General features: G+C 64.8%; 21 protein-coding genes. 10 read left to right on the forward strand and 11 right to left on the reverse strand.

The features are described 5' to 3' along the window. Positions 1-178: 178 nt before the first annotated feature. The gene (gene engB, locus ACFR99_RS06325) at positions 179-796 is read right to left on the reverse strand and encodes a GTP-binding protein EngB (RefSeq protein ID WP_390285471.1); all 618 of its coding nucleotides are present in this window, start codon (positions 794-796) and stop codon (positions 179-181) included. Positions 797-945: 149 nt separating this feature from the next. Here engB and ACFR99_RS06330 point away from each other — a divergent pair, with 149 nt between their 5' ends. Beyond that, positions 946-2,238, forward strand: coding sequence for a TIGR00341 family protein (locus ACFR99_RS06330; RefSeq protein ID WP_390285473.1), 1,293 nt, complete (start codon positions 946-948; stop codon positions 2,236-2,238). Positions 2,239-2,304: 66 nt separating this feature from the next. On the opposite strand, the gene ACFR99_RS06335 is transcribed toward ACFR99_RS06330, so the two are convergent. Beyond that, complete coding sequence (locus ACFR99_RS06335) at positions 2,305-3,288, reverse strand: NOG1 family protein (protein WP_390285475.1); 984 nt, start codon at positions 3,286-3,288, stop codon at positions 2,305-2,307. An 82-nt stretch (positions 3,289-3,370) separates the two neighbouring features. Here ACFR99_RS06335 and ACFR99_RS06340 point away from each other — a divergent pair, with 82 nt between their 5' ends. After that, entirely contained in the window at positions 3,371-3,742 is a 372-nt protein-coding gene (locus ACFR99_RS06340) for a DUF5518 domain-containing protein (protein ID WP_390285476.1), read from the forward strand. 33 nt (positions 3,743-3,775) lie between these two features. Here the strand turns inward: ACFR99_RS06340 and ACFR99_RS06345 are convergent, their stop codons facing one another. From ACFR99_RS06345 to pdxT, 4 genes are all read right to left on the reverse strand, one after another. Next, positions 3,776-4,123 carry a four-helix bundle copper-binding protein gene (locus ACFR99_RS06345; protein WP_390285478.1) on the reverse strand — a complete coding sequence of 116 codons (348 nt, stop codon included), beginning with the start codon at positions 4,121-4,123 and terminating at the stop codon, positions 3,776-3,778. A 118-nt stretch (positions 4,124-4,241) separates the two neighbouring features. Further along, positions 4,242-4,526 (reverse strand): phosphoribosyl-ATP diphosphatase, encoded by a 285-nt coding sequence (gene hisE, locus ACFR99_RS06350; protein WP_390285480.1) that lies wholly within the window; start codon positions 4,524-4,526, stop codon positions 4,242-4,244. After that, positions 4,527-4,994, reverse strand: a complete 468-nt coding sequence (locus tag ACFR99_RS06355; protein WP_390285482.1) for a bifunctional nuclease family protein — start codon at positions 4,992-4,994, stop codon at positions 4,527-4,529. It lies immediately after the preceding gene. An 83-nt stretch (positions 4,995-5,077) separates the two neighbouring features. Beyond that, a complete protein-coding gene (gene pdxT, locus ACFR99_RS06360) occupies positions 5,078-5,695 on the reverse strand; it encodes a pyridoxal 5'-phosphate synthase glutaminase subunit PdxT (protein WP_390285484.1) in 618 nt (205 codons plus the stop codon). Positions 5,696-5,873: 178 nt separating this feature from the next. On the opposite strand from pdxT, the gene ACFR99_RS06365 reads away from it, so the two are divergent. Beyond that, entirely contained in the window at positions 5,874-6,089 is a 216-nt protein-coding gene (locus tag ACFR99_RS06365) for a DUF4177 domain-containing protein (RefSeq protein ID WP_390285486.1), read from the forward strand. A gap of 6 nt (positions 6,090-6,095) precedes the next feature. Beyond that, the gene (locus ACFR99_RS06370) at positions 6,096-7,124 is read left to right on the forward strand and encodes a DUF7972 family membrane protein (RefSeq protein ID WP_465260894.1); all 1,029 of its coding nucleotides are present in this window, start codon (positions 6,096-6,098) and stop codon (positions 7,122-7,124) included. A 72-nt stretch (positions 7,125-7,196) separates the two neighbouring features. Here ACFR99_RS06370 and ACFR99_RS06375 read toward each other — a convergent pair whose 3' ends face one another. Continuing rightward, the gene (locus tag ACFR99_RS06375; RefSeq protein WP_008010615.1) at positions 7,197-7,358 is read right to left on the reverse strand and encodes a preprotein translocase subunit Sec61beta; all 162 of its coding nucleotides are present in this window, start codon (positions 7,356-7,358) and stop codon (positions 7,197-7,199) included. Positions 7,359-7,476: 118 nt separating this feature from the next. Between ACFR99_RS06375 and ACFR99_RS06380 the strand changes: the two genes are divergently transcribed. Further along, a complete protein-coding gene (locus tag ACFR99_RS06380; RefSeq protein ID WP_390285488.1) occupies positions 7,477-7,746 on the forward strand; it encodes a thioredoxin family protein in 270 nt (89 codons plus the stop codon). 130 nt (positions 7,747-7,876) lie between these two features. Here ACFR99_RS06380 and npdG read toward each other — a convergent pair whose 3' ends face one another. Together npdG and ACFR99_RS06390 are read right to left on the reverse strand one after the other, a co-directional pair. Continuing rightward, positions 7,877-8,545: an NADPH-dependent F420 reductase gene (gene npdG / locus ACFR99_RS06385; protein ID WP_390285490.1), complete on the reverse strand. Its 669-nt coding sequence runs from the start codon at positions 8,543-8,545 to the stop codon at positions 7,877-7,879. A gap of 89 nt (positions 8,546-8,634) precedes the next feature. Further along, positions 8,635-8,892: a hypothetical protein gene (locus ACFR99_RS06390; RefSeq protein ID WP_390285492.1), complete on the reverse strand. Its 258-nt coding sequence runs from the start codon at positions 8,890-8,892 to the stop codon at positions 8,635-8,637. 93 nt (positions 8,893-8,985) lie between these two features. Here ACFR99_RS06390 and ACFR99_RS06395 point away from each other — a divergent pair, with 93 nt between their 5' ends. The 4 genes from ACFR99_RS06395 to ACFR99_RS06410 all read left to right on the forward strand — a co-directional run bounded on the left by ACFR99_RS06395 (position 8,986) and on the right by ACFR99_RS06410 (position 14,563). Then, positions 8,986-9,816, forward strand: a complete 831-nt coding sequence (locus ACFR99_RS06395; protein ID WP_390285494.1) for a glycerophosphodiester phosphodiesterase — start codon at positions 8,986-8,988, stop codon at positions 9,814-9,816. A gap of 283 nt (positions 9,817-10,099) precedes the next feature. Further along, the gene (locus ACFR99_RS06400) at positions 10,100-12,571 is read left to right on the forward strand and encodes a cbb3-type cytochrome c oxidase subunit I (protein ID WP_390285495.1); all 2,472 of its coding nucleotides are present in this window, start codon (positions 10,100-10,102) and stop codon (positions 12,569-12,571) included. Positions 12,572-12,664: 93 nt separating this feature from the next. Then, entirely contained in the window at positions 12,665-13,432 is a 768-nt protein-coding gene (locus ACFR99_RS06405) for a Nif3-like dinuclear metal center hexameric protein (RefSeq protein WP_390285497.1), read from the forward strand. A 66-nt stretch (positions 13,433-13,498) separates the two neighbouring features. Continuing rightward, a complete protein-coding gene (locus ACFR99_RS06410) occupies positions 13,499-14,563 on the forward strand; it encodes a deoxyhypusine synthase (protein WP_390285499.1) in 1,065 nt (354 codons plus the stop codon). 25 nt (positions 14,564-14,588) lie between these two features. On the opposite strand, the gene ACFR99_RS06415 is transcribed toward ACFR99_RS06410, so the two are convergent. Further along, on the reverse strand, positions 14,589-15,089 hold the full coding sequence (locus tag ACFR99_RS06415; RefSeq protein ID WP_390285501.1) for a small multi-drug export protein: 501 nt from the start codon (positions 15,087-15,089) through the stop codon (positions 14,589-14,591). 143 nt (positions 15,090-15,232) lie between these two features. Here ACFR99_RS06415 and ACFR99_RS06420 point away from each other — a divergent pair, with 143 nt between their 5' ends. Beyond that, positions 15,233-16,306 (forward strand): NAD(P)/FAD-dependent oxidoreductase, encoded by a 1,074-nt coding sequence (locus ACFR99_RS06420; RefSeq protein WP_390285503.1) that lies wholly within the window; start codon positions 15,233-15,235, stop codon positions 16,304-16,306. 16 nt (positions 16,307-16,322) lie between these two features. On the opposite strand, the gene ACFR99_RS06425 is transcribed toward ACFR99_RS06420, so the two are convergent. Further along, on the reverse strand, positions 16,323-16,709 hold the full coding sequence (locus ACFR99_RS06425) for a pyridoxamine 5'-phosphate oxidase family protein (RefSeq protein WP_390285505.1): 387 nt from the start codon (positions 16,707-16,709) through the stop codon (positions 16,323-16,325). Between the last annotated feature and the right edge of the window lie 39 nt (positions 16,710-16,748).

Here is a 16,748-nt window from a genome sequence, read left to right on the forward strand (position 1 = left end):
GCGAAGTCGAACGACCGAAGGTCGTGAGACAGGCCGAGCGAGCGGGCCGACGACCGATGTGGAGAGCGCGGCGCGCTCGGAACAGAGGGAGGAGTGCTTTTGATCAACCGTTTACCGAGGGACGTCACGCTGTGTGGCGAAGCCGCCAGCGTGACAGACTGCAGCGTAAAAGGTTGGTTTAGAAGAACTTGAACAGATCGTCCCGGTTCTGTTCATGCAGATGCTCCCGGACGGCCTCGTACAGCGGGTCGAGCTGGCCCTTCTTTGCACTGATCGGTGCGATGACTTCTTGCCACTGTTTCCACGGCGGATACAGCCCGAGGCGGTCACAGAGTTCGTTCAGCCGTTCGTCTTCGTCGTCGACCTTGTCCATCTTGTTGACGGCGACGACGGTCGGGATGCCGAGATCCCGCAGGAAGTGGAACATCTCGACGTCGTAGGGGATCTCGTCGGGGCCGGAGTGGCGGTCGATGATGTCGACGACGCTCTTGCCGTCGACGACGAGGATTGCGACGAGGATGTTGTCGGCGTACTCCTCGAGGTAGCGGACGATCTCGGTCTTGATCTCCTCGCGGTAGTCTTCGTCGACGCCACTCATGAAGCCGAAGCCGGGAAGATCGGTGATGACGAAGTCCTCGGGCGCCCAGTCGTAGTGGTTGGGCGAACGGGTGACGCCGGGTTTGCCTCCGGTGTCGAAGCTGTGGCCGGTGAGCTCGCGCATGAGCGTGGACTTGCCCACGTTCGAGCGGCCGACGAGCGCCACCTCGGCCTCTCGGTTGGGGCGGGTATCGAACATACGCCGCTGTAGGGGCGTCGCGGGTTTATACACACCGCGATCGGAACGCCGGGCGGCACGCTCGAGCGTGCTGGCACGGGCCGAACTTGTCCTCCGGTGTGGGGCTGAATGCCCCGAAGTTATACGACCGGGGTCCGTCACCACTCGACGTGCGGCTCGTACAGTTGACGGTACCGACGGGCAAGCGACAGGCGATCCTCGAGACCCTCGACAAGCGAAAGATCGACTACGTCGTGACCGACGAGAAGAGCAGTCGGGAGTATACGGCAGTCGTCTATTTTCCACTGCCGGACGCGGCCGTCGAACCGGTGCTCGACGAAATTCAGGAGACGGGAATCGACGAGGACGCCTACACGGTCGTTGTCGACGCCGAGACAGTCGTCTCCCGGCGGTTTCAGGCGCTGCGCGAGGAGTACGAGGACGGCGACGTGGGCTCGGATCGGATCTCGCGCCAGGAACTGCAGGCCGAGGCCGACGACCTGACGCCGAGTTTGCCCGTCTACGTGGTAATGACGATCATCAGCGCCGTCGTCGCGACCGCGGGGCTGTTGTTGGACTCGCCGGCGGTCGTCGTCGGGTCGATGGTGATCGCGCCCCTGATCGGCCCAGCGCTCGGGGCCAGCGTCGGGACCGTCGTCGACGACGAGGAACTGTTCACCGAGAGCGTCACCTACCAAATTATCGGCGTCGTGGTCGCGATCGCGGCCGCTGCGATCTTCGCAGTGCTCGTTCGGTCGATGAATATCGTTCCTCCCGATCTCGTTCTCTCGAGCGTTGGCGAGATCTCCGAACGGCTCGCGCCCGACCTGTTGTCGCTCGTCATCGCACTCGGTGCGGGTATCGCGGGGGTCGTCAGCATCGCGACGGGAACGTCCGTCGCGCTCGTCGGTGTGATGATCGCGGCGGCGTTGATCCCGCCCGCTGGCGTCGCAGGGATCACGCTTGCGTGGGGCCAACCGACGGCCGCGATCGGCGCGACGGTGCTCGTCCTCGTCAACCTGCTGTCGGTGGACCTTGCCGGCCTCTTGACGCTGTGGTACGTCGGCTACCGTCCGGAGAACCTGTTTGCCCTCGGCGAGACGGAACAACGTGTTCGCCGGCGGATCGTCGGCCTCGGCGTCATCGTTCTCGTCTTCGCGATCTTTCTCGGCGGTATTACCTACGCCTCCTACGAGACCGGAAACTTCGAACAGGACGCCCGCGAGGAAATCGAGGCGGTCCTCACACAGGAGCAATACGAGGACTATCAGTTACTCGAGTTCGAGGTCGTCCTGGACGACAACTACCCGTTCCGAAATCCGGACCGAGTGGTCGTGACGATCGGCGGCCCGCCGGGCGAGTCGGCGCCCGAGCTGGCCGATATGTTAAACGAGCGGATCAACGACCACACTGACGAGCCGGTCACGGTCGAGATCAGATACGTCGAAATCCTCGAGCGCTAGCGTCTCCGCTCTTTCATCGCGACACGGTCGCAGTGGACGAGCGCCTCGATCGCTCGAGTGTCCCGGTTAGCCGTCGAACGGCAACTCGGGTTCGTACCCGATCGCCTCGACGGCGGCGTCGAGCACCGTCTCGACGTTCGAATCGGTCGTGATGCTCATGGTATAGTCGGCGGCGACTGCGTCGTCGAGTTCGTCCGCCTCGAACCGGTCTGCCTTGTTCGCGATCGTCAGCACCGGTACCTCGTCGAACTGGGCGGCGATCGAGTCCCGAAGCTCGAGCTGTGAGTCGATCGGGTAGCCACATTCACCGGTGGGATCGACCATGACGAGCATGCAGTCGGCGAGGTGCTCGATGGCGCTGACCGCCTGGGATTCGATCTCGTTGCGATCCTGTGGCGGACGATCGAGCAGGCCGGGGGTGTCGACGATCTGGTACCGGATGTGATCGCGCTCGAAGTGGCCGACGCCGATCCCCTTCGTCGTGAAGGGGTAGGAGGCAGTCTCGCCGCGGGCGCTGGTGACGTCGTTGACGAACGACGACTTGCCGACGTTGGGGTAGCCGGCGACGACGATCGTCGGCGCGTCGGGGTCGATGTCGGGCAGGTCCCGCAGGTCGTTGCGCGATTCGTTGATGTAGAGCAGGTGATCGTCGATCTGCTCGACGATGTCCGCGAGCCGGGCGAAGGCCTGTTTCCGGTGTTTGCGCGCAGTGTCAACGTCGGTCTTGCGCAGGCGGGGCTGGTACTCCTCGTGGATCTCGCGGGCCTTCCGGCTGGCCCACATCACCTCCGACAGGGCCTGTCGGAGCTTGTCGACGTCGACGATCGCGTCGGCCAGCTCGTAGTAGAACGGATGGGCGTCGTACTCGAAGTCCGGCCACGCCGTCACCACGTTTTCCAGGTTATCGGAGATGATATTCGCCGCCGTCTGGAGCATCGACTGCTGGGCCTCGAGGCCGCCTTTGGCCTTGCCGGCCCGCGCTGCCCGCGAAAACGCCTTGTCGATCAACTCTTCCGACGTGGGCGTCGTCGGAAGGTCTTCGAAAATCATGCTCCGACGTAGACGCTGCGACCATAAAAGGGCGTCCGTTGGCCGCCGTCAGCTTATCCCTGCCGCCGTCCTACACTCGAATATGACAAACTGGCGTGCCGTCTTCGTAGGGTTTCTCGTCGCGACCGTCGTCGGAATCGTCGGCCTCGTCGTGCCGGGCGTCGGCCAGCTCGTTGCAGGACTAGTTGGCGGCTTCGTCGCTGGTTACATGGCCGGCGGCGGGCTCGGCAGCGGTTTCTGGCACGGGTTGCTCGCAGGCTCGCTTGGCGGAATCATTGGCGGGCTACTCATTGGCGTCGCCGTCGGCCTCGCCGGGCTCGCGCTGGGTCCCCTCGGCGGTGCGATTTCCGGCGTTGCCGGGCTCGGGATCTTCATGTTCGCCGTCACGATCTCGATCGTGATGGCACTCGAGAGCGCGGTCGCCGGTGCCATCGGTGCTGCGGTCAGTGCCTGATCGTCGAAAAAACGGGGCGCCTCAAGTACGTTCTCAGGCCGAAGCCATCTCCCGACAGCTCTCGGCACACTCTGGCAGGATCTCCGCGCAGGCCTGGCAGTGGTCGTGATCGTGCTGTTCGCACTCTTCGGCACACTCCTCACAGAGGTCCGCACAGAGTTCGCCCAGTTCGGCGTGATACCCCGAGTTGCGGGCCATGAATCGCGCGTGCAGCGACGCGATGTCGGCCACGTCACGGCAAAGCCGGATACAGCGAGCCATCTCCTCGCCTTCGTCTGCACAGGCGTCCGCACACCACTCACAGACCTGGGCGGCCTCGAGGCAGTTGTCGATACACTCCTGCATGTGGTCGTCTGCGTGTTCGAGTTGTTGCAATGCCATCACTCGGCGATTCGCTGCCCAGCCGATTCAAGCTCCTCGCGGACACTGCAAGCACGATGGCAGCCCTAACAGGCAGTACAAGTGGCTTTGAGCCGGCTGAACGCGGCTTAGTGGGGCTTCAGCGCCGCGCCTCGAGTTCCGCCTCGAGATCAGACAGCTCCATATCCTTCATCGCGAGCAACACGAGCAGATGATAGATGATGTCTGCTCCCTCGTGGGCGATCTCCTCCCGATCGTCGTCTTTGGCCGCGAGAACGAGTTCGGTGGCTTCCTCGCCGAGTTTCTCTAACACCGCGTTTTCGCCCTTTTCATGGGTAAACAGCGAGGCGGTGTAGGAGTCCTCGGGCAACGTTTCCTTTCGGTCTTCGATGACGGCGAACAGTTCTTCGAGCGTCTCGTCCATCTACAGCTCACCCGACACGTTGCGGATGTCTTCGAGGTCGGCGAACTTCTCGCTGTCGTCTCGGCCGTCCGCAAAGACCTCGTCGGTAACCTCGATCGGCGCGTTCGTCCGGGCCGCCAGCGCGAGCGAGTCGCTCGGCCGGGCATCGACGACCGTCTCGCCGCGAGGCGTCTCGAGATGCAGATCTGCGATGTAGGTGCCGCCGCGTCCGTCCTCGCGTGTCTCGATCTCGTTGACGACGACGCGGTCGATCCGACTACCCAGCTCTTCCATGACGTCCAGCAACAGATCGTGGGTCAGCGGCCGGCCGATGTCTTCAGCCTCGAGTCCGCGGGCGATGCTCGTCGCCTCCTCGAAGCCGATGAAGATCGGCACGATGTCGTCTTCGCCCTCGACGGCGAGGACGACGACCGGGACCGGTCCTTGCGGAGTCCCTGCGACGCGAACCGCGTCGATGGATGCCTGCATACCCCTACTGTGGGGTGGTAGGGGCAAAACACGTCCGGTCGCGAATGCATGCACGAACCACGGCGGTGTCCGTGCGGCCAGCGTTACGCCGGGTCCTCGAGTCCCGGCACCACTGTCGCCTCGTTTTCGAAAAAGGCCAGTCCGTGAATCCGGCTATCGGGTGTCAGTTCCGGATGAAACGCAGTGCCGACGACCGGGCCGTCCCGGACCGCGACCGGGCGGTCGTCCCACGTCGCGAGCACCTCGGCGTCGCCGACCGACTCGATCGCCGGCGCGCGGATGAACACGGCCGGATACGGCTCGTCGAGGCCCGTAACCTCGAGTGGCGCCTCGAAGCTATCCTTCTGGCGGCCGAAGGCGTTGCGCTCGACCGACACGTCGAGCAGCCCCAGTTCGTCGACCCGGTCGTCGCCGGCGTCGCTCGAGGCGACGATGAGGCCGGCACAGGTCGCAAGAAGCGGTTTCCCAGCGTCGACGTGCGCTTCGATCTCGGGGGCGATGCCGTCGCTGTGGAGCAGTCGGGAGATGGTCGTCGATTCGCCGCCGGGCATCGCCAGCAGGTCGCAGTCGGGGACGATCCCCGCGTCGCGAATCTCGTGGACGGTGACCTCACGGCCGTGGGCTGTCGCGGCGCGTTCGATCGCGGCTGCGTGTTCCTCGACGTCGCCCTGGACCGCGACGACGCCCGCAGTCAGTGACATGACCGCAGGTATGGATGGCGCGTTCAAAAAGGTCGCGTCACCGGGCTCTCGTGGCGAACGATGACTGGATTCGATGCCCGGCGGCGCTGGCTGGTGTCAGTACAGTCCCGTGAACAGTTCGGTCGGGATATGTCCTGCCCCAGTCTTACTGGCGTTGACCACGTCAGGGAAAGCAGTGATGAGTCACTCCGACATGCGTCGATGGGAGTACAAGACGCTTAGGCCACCCCGTGACGAAACGAAAAAAGAAGCCGAAGACCCGCAGGATCAACTGAATGCGCACGGCGATGACGGCTGGGAACTCGTCGAGACGATCGATTACACGAGTGGCGGAACCAAGTTTCTCGTCTTCAAACGCCCAGCCGGGGCCGCCAGTAGTGCCAACGGGGAGTGACTCGACGTGAGTGATCGCAACGACACCTCCTCTGACACCGGAACGGCGAACACGATGCGTGAACGTGCTGGCGAGAGCCGCCTCAAAATCTGGCTACTCCTCGGCGCGAACCGCCTTCAGGTGACTGCCGTTCTGGCCCTGACTGTATTCGTCGGCTTTGTCGCGGCCGTTACCCTGCTCCCGGAGCCGCTGACACCACAGTTACAGACCGGCGACACGATCGAAACGATGTTCTCGACGATGCTCTCGGCCATTATCACCGGGACTACGATCGTCGTCACGATCGGTCAATTAGTTCTTTCCCAGGAGAACGGGCCACTTGGTGACCAGCGTGACCGAATGGAGAACGCGATGGACTTCCGGGACTTTACCGAGGAGCTGATTGGCTCGCCCAGCCCTGCTGATCCGTCGACGTTTCTCCGGGAAATCGTTGGCGTGGCCCAGCACCGAGCCGAGACCCTTCGCGAGCAGGTCTCCGAAAACGACGCCGATGGGCTCCGAGAAGACGTCGCCGAGTTCACCGACAGTCTCGTCGGCAACTCCGAACTCGTCCGCGACCAGCTCGAGGGTGCGTCGTTTGGCAACTTCGATGTCTTATTCGCCGCGCTCAACTACAACTACGGCTGGAAGATCTTCCAGGTCGAACGGATCGCAAACGAGTACGAGGACGACCTCTCTGACGACGAACTGGCGCTGTTAGACGAGCTGAAGACCGCGTTGAGCCTGTTCGGGCCAGCGCGGGAACACGTCAAGACCCTGTACTTCGAGTGGGCGCTTGTTTCGCTCTCGCAGATGATTCTCTATGCCGCAGTGCCAGCACTGGTCATCGCTGGTATCATGCTCACGGTCGTTGACGCGGGGACGTTTCCCGGAGAGACACTCGGCGCCGCGAACATGACGTGGGCAATCGGGCTGGCGTTTACGATCACGCTCGTGCCGTTTCTGCTATTTACGGCCTACGTGCTCCGGATCGTCACGGTCGCAAAACGCACGCTTGCGATCGAGCCGCTAATCCTCCGTGACTCACAGCGGTAGGCTGCGATTCGGACGGTGTGGCACGCTCTTCGAAGGAGACTCGGGGAGAACGTGGCTCGAGAAACAGGCGGGTTACGAAATAAACGTCAGCAGCTGGACCAGCACGCCCAGCATGACGCCGAACGCGATGACCGTTTTGGGGTCGATACGGATAGCGTTCGAGTCCTCGGAGTCGAAGTACCGGACGAGTCCGGCACTGGACATCAGCCCGCCGGTGTTCTGTCCTTTGTCCATATCCGACACTATGGGCCCCTCGAACTAAACCTTTCGACCGGGCCGCGTCGGCGATGACGGCAATGCAATTGCAGTGGGAAACCCTTATGCGCAGCGCGTGGCAACTAGCGCTGACCGCATGACCGTCACACTCAAGGACTTCTACGCTGACTGGTGTGGCCCCTGTAAGACCCAGGACCCGATCCTCGAGGAGCTCGAGGAAGACTGGGAGGGGCGCTTCGAAGTCGAGAAAGTAAACGTCGACGAACAGCAGGACATCGCCAACGAGTACCAGGTCCGATCGCTGCCGACGCTCGTCATCGAGAACGACGACGGGATCGTCGAGCGCTTCGTTGGCGTCACCCAGCGCGACGACATCGAGGACGCCCTCGAGTCGGCCGGCGCGTAGTCGACGACCAGCAGCGATTTTCTCGTTTTTCCGACCGAAAGCGGCTGCGCTGGCGACCCGATCGGCGTTCACTGCCCCTCCGTTTCGACGTCGGCACGCCGGAGCGGAGGAAATCGATACGCCGAGTGACCTAGACCCACTTCACGCCGACGTCGTGCATGTCGTCGTTGTACTTCGCGATGTTGATGACCAGCGGTGTGACGCTCTCGACTTCCGCCGCGTTGGCAAGCGGGCCGGCCTCGAGCGCGCGCAGCCCCTCGATTTCACCCGCGAGAGTCAGGACGGTGTCGCCGGCCGCGTCGTCGTCGGCGACGACGAGCGTATCGAGGTCGAGGTCGGTCTCGAGGTCGGCGAGCACGTCGGCCGCGAGGTTGTGGAACGCGCCGACGACGGGGACCTCGTCGGGGGCCCGCTCGGCGACGAGTTCGGTCACGCTGCCGGCCGACGGTGGGTGATAATGAAGGCCGTCCTCGTCGCCTTTCATGCCGACGGCGGGGGTGACGAGGACCGTGTCCGAATCGAGGCTGTCCGCGACCGCATCGACGGTGTCGCCGACGTGGTACGGCGGGACGCTGAGCACGACGATATCCGCGCGGTCGGCGGCCATCTCGTTGGCAAAGCCCTTGATGTCGACGTCGTCGGTGTGACTTTCGAGGACGTCCTCGTAGTCTGCGACCGCGTCGCGGGCCTTCTCGGGATCCCGCGATCCGATGAGGAGCTCGTGGCTCGTATCTCGCGCGAACCGCAACGCGAGCCCTTCGCCGATATCACCAGTGCCGCCAAGTAGTGCAATTCGCATACGCATCCCTCGGGACGGAACGCGAATAAAAGGGCGGGAGGGCGGCCGATCTCGCCGCGTTCTCGAGCGAGGGCTGCGATTGGCGACGTCTAGGGCGCGTCGTCTTCGGTGGGGTTCATCGCGGCACCCAGTCCGCTGTCGTAGGCGTCGCGCTCGGTCACTTCACGGAGCCGCTGGTCGAGTCGCGTCTCGAGTTCCTGTCGGCGGTCCGTGTCGACGTCGGGCTCGCCCTCGAGCGCGCGCACGTCGTCGCGAGCCGCCTGCAACACGGCGACGGCATCCTCGGTCTCGAGATCGGCAGCGCGATCGAGCGCGCGTTCTGCGGTCGCGAGTGGGGAATCGGTCATAGCGCCGGTTCGCGGGGAGCCGGGATCAACGGTGGGCCGGAACACGCCACGTCGAATCGCGGGTACCATAATCCGGCCCGCCGACGGGTCAGTATGACTCATCCTGCCGTCATCGCCCACCGTGGCTACGCCGGCGTCGCACCCGAGAACACCGTCGAAGCGGCCACACGCGCGGCCGCCCACGACGACACCGCGATGCTCGAGATCGACGTCCAGCCGGCCGCCTGCGGCACGCCGGTGGTAATCCACGACGAACGCCTCGAGGGGAGTCGCGACGGCCGGCCGCTGACCGACGCGACCGGCCTCGTCTGGGAGACGCCACTCGAGGAACTGCGCGAGGCCCATGTTCTGGGGACCGACGCGACGGTGCCGACGCTAGCCGAATTTCTCGCAGCCGTCCCCGAGACGGTCGGCGTCAACGTCGAACTGAAGAATCCCGGCACCACGGAGCTTCGCGTCGGCGAGTCGCTCTCGTCGACCGAGTGCGACCGGCGTCGGGAGGTGTGGCAGCCGTTCGTCGAGCGCGTCGTCGCCGACTGCGAGTCGTTCGGCGGCGACCTGCTGTTCTCGTCGTTCTGCGAGGGTGCGATCGCGGCGCTGCGAGCGGTCGCCGACGCTGCTGTGGCACCGCTGGTCTGGGACGATCTCGAGGCCGGCCTCGAAATCGCACGGCGCTACGACTGCGAGGCGATTCATCCGCCGCGGAACGCGATCGCCGGGACGCACCTGGCCGAGACGGCATCCGCCGGTCTGTCGGCCGACGAACCCGAGATCGACGTACTCGAGGTGGCTCACTCGGAGGGTCGCGCAGTCAACGTCTGGACGGCGACGACCTGGGTGCAGTTCGACGCGCTCGCAGCGGCCGGCGTCGACGGGGTCGTCGTCGACTATCCTGGGTTGGCTCGGGGCTCGAGCGATCGATAGCGTCGACGCGCTTCGGCGCTCGTTCGGCGCCCGCCATTGCTGTGGATTGAGCGGAATCCGTCTCCCCTCCTCGATCTGGCAGTCACTGTGCGTTCGGGCCGGTAAGTATCGCCTGCAGATGCACCGCGTACCTTGATACGTACTATCGTAGTGAGACAGTGGATATGAGTCCCTGTCGCGTACCGAGATGCTGTTTCAGTCGGTGTTTCGCGGCCGTTTCGTCACAGCGTCTTCGACGTGACGATGGCTACATGCGATATTCGGCGCACGGGGGTGTCGGCCGATGAGTGACTTTCCGCCGCGGACGACGGTCAAACGGTGGCTGGTGACGACGAATCACAAAGACGTCGGAATCCTCTATCTGGCGACGTCGATGTTCCTGCTCGTCGCCGGTGGTGTCCTCGCGTTGCTGTTTCGGATCCACCTGTGGGAAGCGGGCGGGATCGACTTCCTGACGAACACACAGTACAACCAGGCAGTGTCGGTCCACGGGCTCTTGATGGTCTTCTGGTTTATTTCGCCGCTTGGCTTCGCCTTCGCGAACTACGTCGTCCCCTTACAGATCGGGGCGAAAGACCTCGCCTTTCCCCGGCTGAATGCCCTGAGTTACTGGTTCTACCTCTTTTCTGGAATCCTCATCCTGCTTTCCTTTTTCCAGGGGACGACGTGGGCCAACGGCTGGTATATGTACGCGCCGCTGAACGTGCCGATCTACAACCCTGGCTACACGCTGACGATGGGTGGGAACACGACGATCCTCGCGCTGACGCTCTTTGTCATGTCGGTTACCCTCGGGTCGGTGAACTTCCTGACGACGATCCACTGCTGTCGCGCTGAGGGGATGGGTCTCTGGAACATGCCGCTGTTCACGTGGGGAACGCTGCTGACCGTCTGGATGATGCTGTTTGCCTTCGCGGCGCTGCTGGCCGCGCTCATCCTCATGCTCACCGATCGTATCCTGCTCACGCAGTATTTCTCCTCGACTGGGCAAGGCTCGAGCCTGCTCTGGGGACACATCTTCTGGTTCTTCGGTCATCCGGAGGTCTATATCGTCTTCTTCCCCGCGCTGGGGATCATGTTCGAGATCGTCCAGACGTTCACCGGTCGCCGGCTGGTCGGTCGCAAGTGGGTCATCATCGCGATGGTGCTGGTCGCGGTCCAGTCGTTCCTCGTGTGGATGCATCACATGTTCCTGACGACGATCAACCTCCCCATCAAGACGCTGTTCATGGCGACGACGATCGGAATTTCGTTGCCCTTCGATCTGATGGTCTTCGCGATGATCTATACGATGGTCAAGGGTCGGGTGCGGTTTACGACGCCGTTCCTGTTCACGCTCGGGGCGCTCGTGTTGTTTATCATCGGCGGCATTACGGGGGTATTCCTGGGTGCTGTCGTCCTCGACTACGAGTTCCGTGGCACCTACTGGGTCGTCGCGCACTTCCACTACGTGATGGTCTCCGGTGTCACAGCGCTGATCGGCGGTCTCTACTACTGGTGGCCGAAGATCACCGGGAAGATGTACTCCGAACGACTCGGAAAACTCAGCTTCGCCGTCTACTTCGTCGGCTTCAACCTGCTGTACTTCCCGATGTTTCTGGCCTGGGAGACGCCTCGCCGGGTCTTCCATTACGCCGAGAGCGCACAGCTCTACCAGCAACTCGCGACCGTCGGCGCGTTCGTCCTCGCTCTGTCGATCCTGCTCGTCTTCATCACGCTCGGCAAAAGCCTCGTTTCGGGCCCCGACGCACCCGACAACCCGTGGCAGTTCGCACGCACTGCCGAGTGGGCGACGACCTCTCCCCCGCCGCTCGAGAACTGGCCGAACCGGCCCAGCTACGCCAGCGGCGAGTTGCGGTTCGTCGACGACGCGACCGCGACCGACGGCGGCGCGGTCGCCCGCGGCCGGACAGGACAGACCGAGGCGCTCGAGGCCGAACACGAGGACCACGCGAGCATCTGGCCGTTCGGCATCGGGGTCGGAATGTTCGTGACGTTCCTCGGCTTCTCGGGACTGACGCCGTTCGTCGCCGAGTTTGCGGTCCCACGCGGGGCGGAACTCGCCGGTGCCGCTGCCGGCTCGCCGAACGTCGTCTACCCTATCCTCTCGCTGGTCGGCGTCGGCATCCTCGGTTACTCGCTCTTCGAGTACGGCCGTGAGGAGTTCAACGCACCGGAGATGGCGATCGCCGAACGCTGGCCGTTCGAGGGCGTCGGCACGACCAAGACCGGCGTCTGGTTCTTCCTGGCGTCGGACGTCGTCGTCTTCGGTGCTGTCATCGGCGCGTACGTTTTCATGCGGCTCAACACGGGCTGGGGGGCGATCGAGCCCGTTCCGCCTTCGGAGGTCGTCGGACTGGTCAACACCTACGTCCTGTTGACCTCGAGTTTCACCGTCGTCATCGCGCTGATGATGGCCGAACGTGGGAACAAACGCGGCCTGCTCGCGTCGATGGGAGCCACGCTTGCGCTCGGATTCACCTTCCTCGGAATCAAGGGCTACGAGTGGAGCCAGGAGTTTGCCCACGACATCTACTGGTTTACCGACCTCGAGTACTCGATGTACTTCGTGACGACGGGCCTGCACGCGTTCCACGTCATTCTCGGCCTGCTCATCGCCGGGTTCATGATCTATCGGATCACGACCGTCGACGCCTACCTCGATGACGATCGGCCGGTGGAGTACTTCGGGCTCTACTGGCACTTCGTCGACATCGTCTGGGTGATCCTCTTCCCGCTGTTCTACCTCATGTAGCGCCGGCCCGTTTTCTCGTTCGACCCGACGCGCACTCGAGCCGTCGGAGTTGAAGCAGTCGGTTACAAGACGACCGTCACACAAGAGCCGACCATGCAACTCTCGAGCATCGTCGATCGACTCGACAAGGAGCTTCGGACCGCAGACTACGCCGATCTCGACGCGAGCGCGAACGGTCTCCAGGTCGGTCCGGACGACGCCGAGATCGAACGCGTGGCGTTCGCCGTCGACGGCGTCCGCGAGACGTTCGAAGAGGCGATCGCAGCCGACGCGGACCTGCTGGTCGTCCACCATGGCCTCTCGTGGGGCGGGATCGACCGCATCACTGGCCGGACCTACGATCGGCTCGCGCCGCTGCTCGAGCACGACCTCGCACTGTACGTCTCACACCTGCCGCTCGACGGCCACCAGGAACTGGGCAACGCCGCCGGCGTCGCCGACGTGCTCGACCTCGAGGACCGAACCCCGTTCGGCGAACTCGGCCCTGAATACATCGGCCAGCGCGGGACAGCAGCCGACCCCTACAGCCCCGACGAGCTGCGCGAGCGACTCGCGGCCGACCTTGACACGGGCGGCCGCCCCGTTCCGGTGCTCGATTTCGGCCCCGACGAGATCGAGGACGTCGCGATCGTCACCGGCAGCGGGGTCGACTGGCTCGACGAGGCCGCCGCGGCCGACGCGGACGCGCTCGTGACCGGCGAAGGGAAAGGAAAGGTCTACCACGAAGCCAAGGAAGCCGGGATTCACGTCTTCCTCGCGGGCCACTACGCGACGGAGACGTTTGGCGTGCGCTCGCTGCAGGCGTTGGTCGAGGATTGGGGGCTCGAGACGACGTATCTCGACGTACCGACGGGATTGTAGTATTTTCTTGCCCCTGTCACGTGCGAGACCGCGACGTTCAAACCGGTGGCTCGCGCATGCGAGCACATGAGCGACGAGCACGATCACGACAGCGACGCCGCCGACGGTGCCGCGGACGGTCACCACGAGCTCGACCGCGAGACCTTCTCGCACGATCCAATCGGCCACGCCGAAGTCCGGGCCGGGATGACGGTCGGCGAACTCGCCGACGAGTACGGGGCGGCCGGCGTCGGTGCGGCGAACCTCCACGAGGCCGTCGACATCACCGAAGCGATGTTCGACGACGACGTGACCGTCTTCTTCAGCCTCGCGGGCGCGATGGTTCCGACCGGCATGCGCGCGATCGTCGCCGATCTCATTCGCGACGGCTACATCGACGTGCTGGTCACGACGGGAGCGAACCTTACCCACGATGCGATCGAGGCCATCGGCGGTAAACACCACCACGGCGAGGTGACGGCCGAGGGCAAGACCGAACGCGAACACGACGAGACGCTGCGCGACGAGGGCGTCGACCGCATCTACAACGTCTATCTCCCACAGGAGTTCTTCGCGACGTTCGAATCGCACCTGCGCGAGGAGGTCTTTCCGGTGCTCGAGGAGGACGGCGTCGTCTCGATCCAGCGCCTCGTCGAGGAACTCGGCCGGGCGAACGCCGAGGTGAACGACCGCGATAACGTCGACGAAGACGCCGGCATCGCCGCCGCGGCCTACGAAAACGACGTGCCGATCTACTGTCCCGCCGTCCAGGACTCCGTGCTCGGTCTGCAGGCGTGGATGTACTCCCAGACGTCTGACTTCTCGCTGGACGCGCTGGCCGACATGACGCCGCTGACGGACATCGCCTACCACGCCGACGAGGCCGCCGCGTTCGTCGTCGGCGGCGGCGTCCCGAAGAACTTCACCCTCCAGACGATGCTCGTCTCGCCCGACGCCTACGACTACGCCGTCCAGTTGACGATGGACCCCCAACAGACCGGTGGCCTCTCCGGTGCGACCTTAGACGAGGCCCGCTCGTGGGGCAAACTCGAGAAAGACGCCGAGAACGTCTCGGTCTACGCCGACGCGACGATCACGCTTCCGCTCGTGGTCGCGGCCGCGCGCGAACGAATCGAGGAGAGCGAGGAGTAGCCGCTAGTCAGCGCCGTCGCTCGTCTCACGCGAGCCCCAGCAGTGACAGTCCGAACGCCGAGCCGGCGACCAGCAGGACCGTCCAGACCCCGATGCCGACCGTCATCCAGCCCGCGACGGGCCGACTCGAGCTCCCGGCCAGCAACGCGACGAGCGCAGCGACGTGGACGCCGGTCAGGACCGGTCCGCCGACGGCGAGCCCCGGGAGCCCGTAGCGGTCCCACAGGCTGCGCGCTCGAGCGTATCGATCGCTCGGCCCCTGGTCGGTTGCCGGTCGCCGCGTTCGAAGCCACCGTGAGAGTCGTCGGTGAAAGGCGACGAGCGCGTAGACCGACGTGACGTTTCCCGCGAACGCGACGACGCCGGTCGCGACCGGATCGAGGCCGAGCCCGATGCCGGCGGGGACGACGACGAGGATCTCGACGACCGGAATCGCGGCGAAGAGAAACACCAGCGCGTACCGAAGCGGGCCGCTCGCCGCCGCGAGCGTGCCGGCGACATCGACGAGCAGTGGTGTGAGCATCATCGGTCGTCCTCGGTTCGCGTCCGTCGGGGAGCGACCAGTCGGTTTCGGTTCGTCGCTCGACGAGACGCGAGTTCGACCGCGTCTCCGGTTCCGGGGCATAGTCACGCCACAGGGTCAACCCCCTCGAGCGTGCAGAGGACACGATGACCGATCACTCGACCCCGAGCTACGAGCTCGCCATCGTGGGCGGTGGTCCCGCCGGTCTGACGACGGCGCTGTACACGACACGGCTCGGCCATCCCACCGTCGTCTTCGAGACGGAGGGCGGCCGCCATGCCGCAGTCTCCCACGTCCACAACCTGCTGGGCGTCTCCGAGGCCGTCTCTGGGCGTGAACTGGCTGCCCACGCCGTCGCCCAACTCGAGCACTACGGCGGCGACTTCTTCCAGGATGCCGTCCAGTCGGTGACGCGGCGCGACGGACCCCAATTTCGACTCGAGGCGGCCCACGCGACCGTCGACGCCGACCGCGTCGTCTTCGCGACCGGATTCCGGGATCGCGGCCCCGACGTCCCGGACCTCGAGCGGTTTACGGGACGAGGGTTACACTACTGTCTGCACTGCGATGCGTACACGTTGGGCGACGGCCCGGTCTTCGTCCTCGGCCATACCGAGAGCGCGGCCCACGTCGCGATGACGATGTGCAACTTCACCCCTGACGTCGATCTCCTGCTCGACGGCCGTGAGCCGGCGTGGGGCGACGAGACCGACACACAGCTCGCAGCCCACCCGGTCGATCGGATCGACACCGCCGTCGTCTCGGCGTACGCCGACGACCGCATCGACGAAGACGAGCCGCCGTGGCTCGGCGGTCTGTCCTTCGCCGACGGGACCGAGCAGGACTACCTGGGCGGGTTCGCAATGTACGGCTCCGCGTACAACGCCGACCTCGGCTGTGACCTGGGCGACGACGGCGCGATCGACGTCGACGAGAACCGCGAGACCAGCGTCGATGGGATCTACGCCGTCGGCGACGTCACCCACGGACAGAACCAGACCACCATCGCCATCGGTGACGGCGCTTCCGCCGGGCTGGCGATCCACAAGGACCTCCGGACGTTCCCGAAGTCACTCGCCGAACTCGAGGACGGCGACGACGGGGCCGACCTCGAGCAGTCGGTGCCAGCTACACCGTCCGACCTCCGTGCCCGGATGCGACGCGTGCGGAACGCGGAGACGCAGCCGGGACTGCGTGGGCCGCCGCCCGACCGCGAGTAACCGTCGAACCGGCCGGTCAGTAGGTGCGATACGTCGCCGAACCGACCTCGATCCGGACCAGCGTGTTCTCGGCGTAGGCGTCGGGCTCGACACCGTACTTCTCGTTGATCCGGCGACGGGCTGCGGCCGTCTCGTCTTCGTCCTCGACCACCGTCGCCGTGCCGAGCAGCGACACCATCCACTGTGTCTGCCCCGCGTCGTCCTTCTGGATCGAGAGAGCGACTCGCGGGTTCTGCCTGATGTTCGCCAGCTTCCGGCCCGTCGTCACGATTTCGACGACGCCGTCGGCGTACCGATACCAGACTGGCGCGACGTGGGGCCGTCCCTCGACGCAGGTGCCCAGGTGGGCCATCACGCGCTCGCGCTCGAGCAATCGTTCCGCCTCCGGTGGTACGGTCGACACAGCGCAATCGCCCACGGCGACCGGGAAAAGCGTAGGCCT

Source organism: Haloarchaeobius amylolyticus (assembly GCF_042678045.1).
Taxonomy (GTDB): domain Archaea; phylum Halobacteriota; class Halobacteria; order Halobacteriales; family Natrialbaceae; genus Natrinema; species Natrinema amylolyticus_A.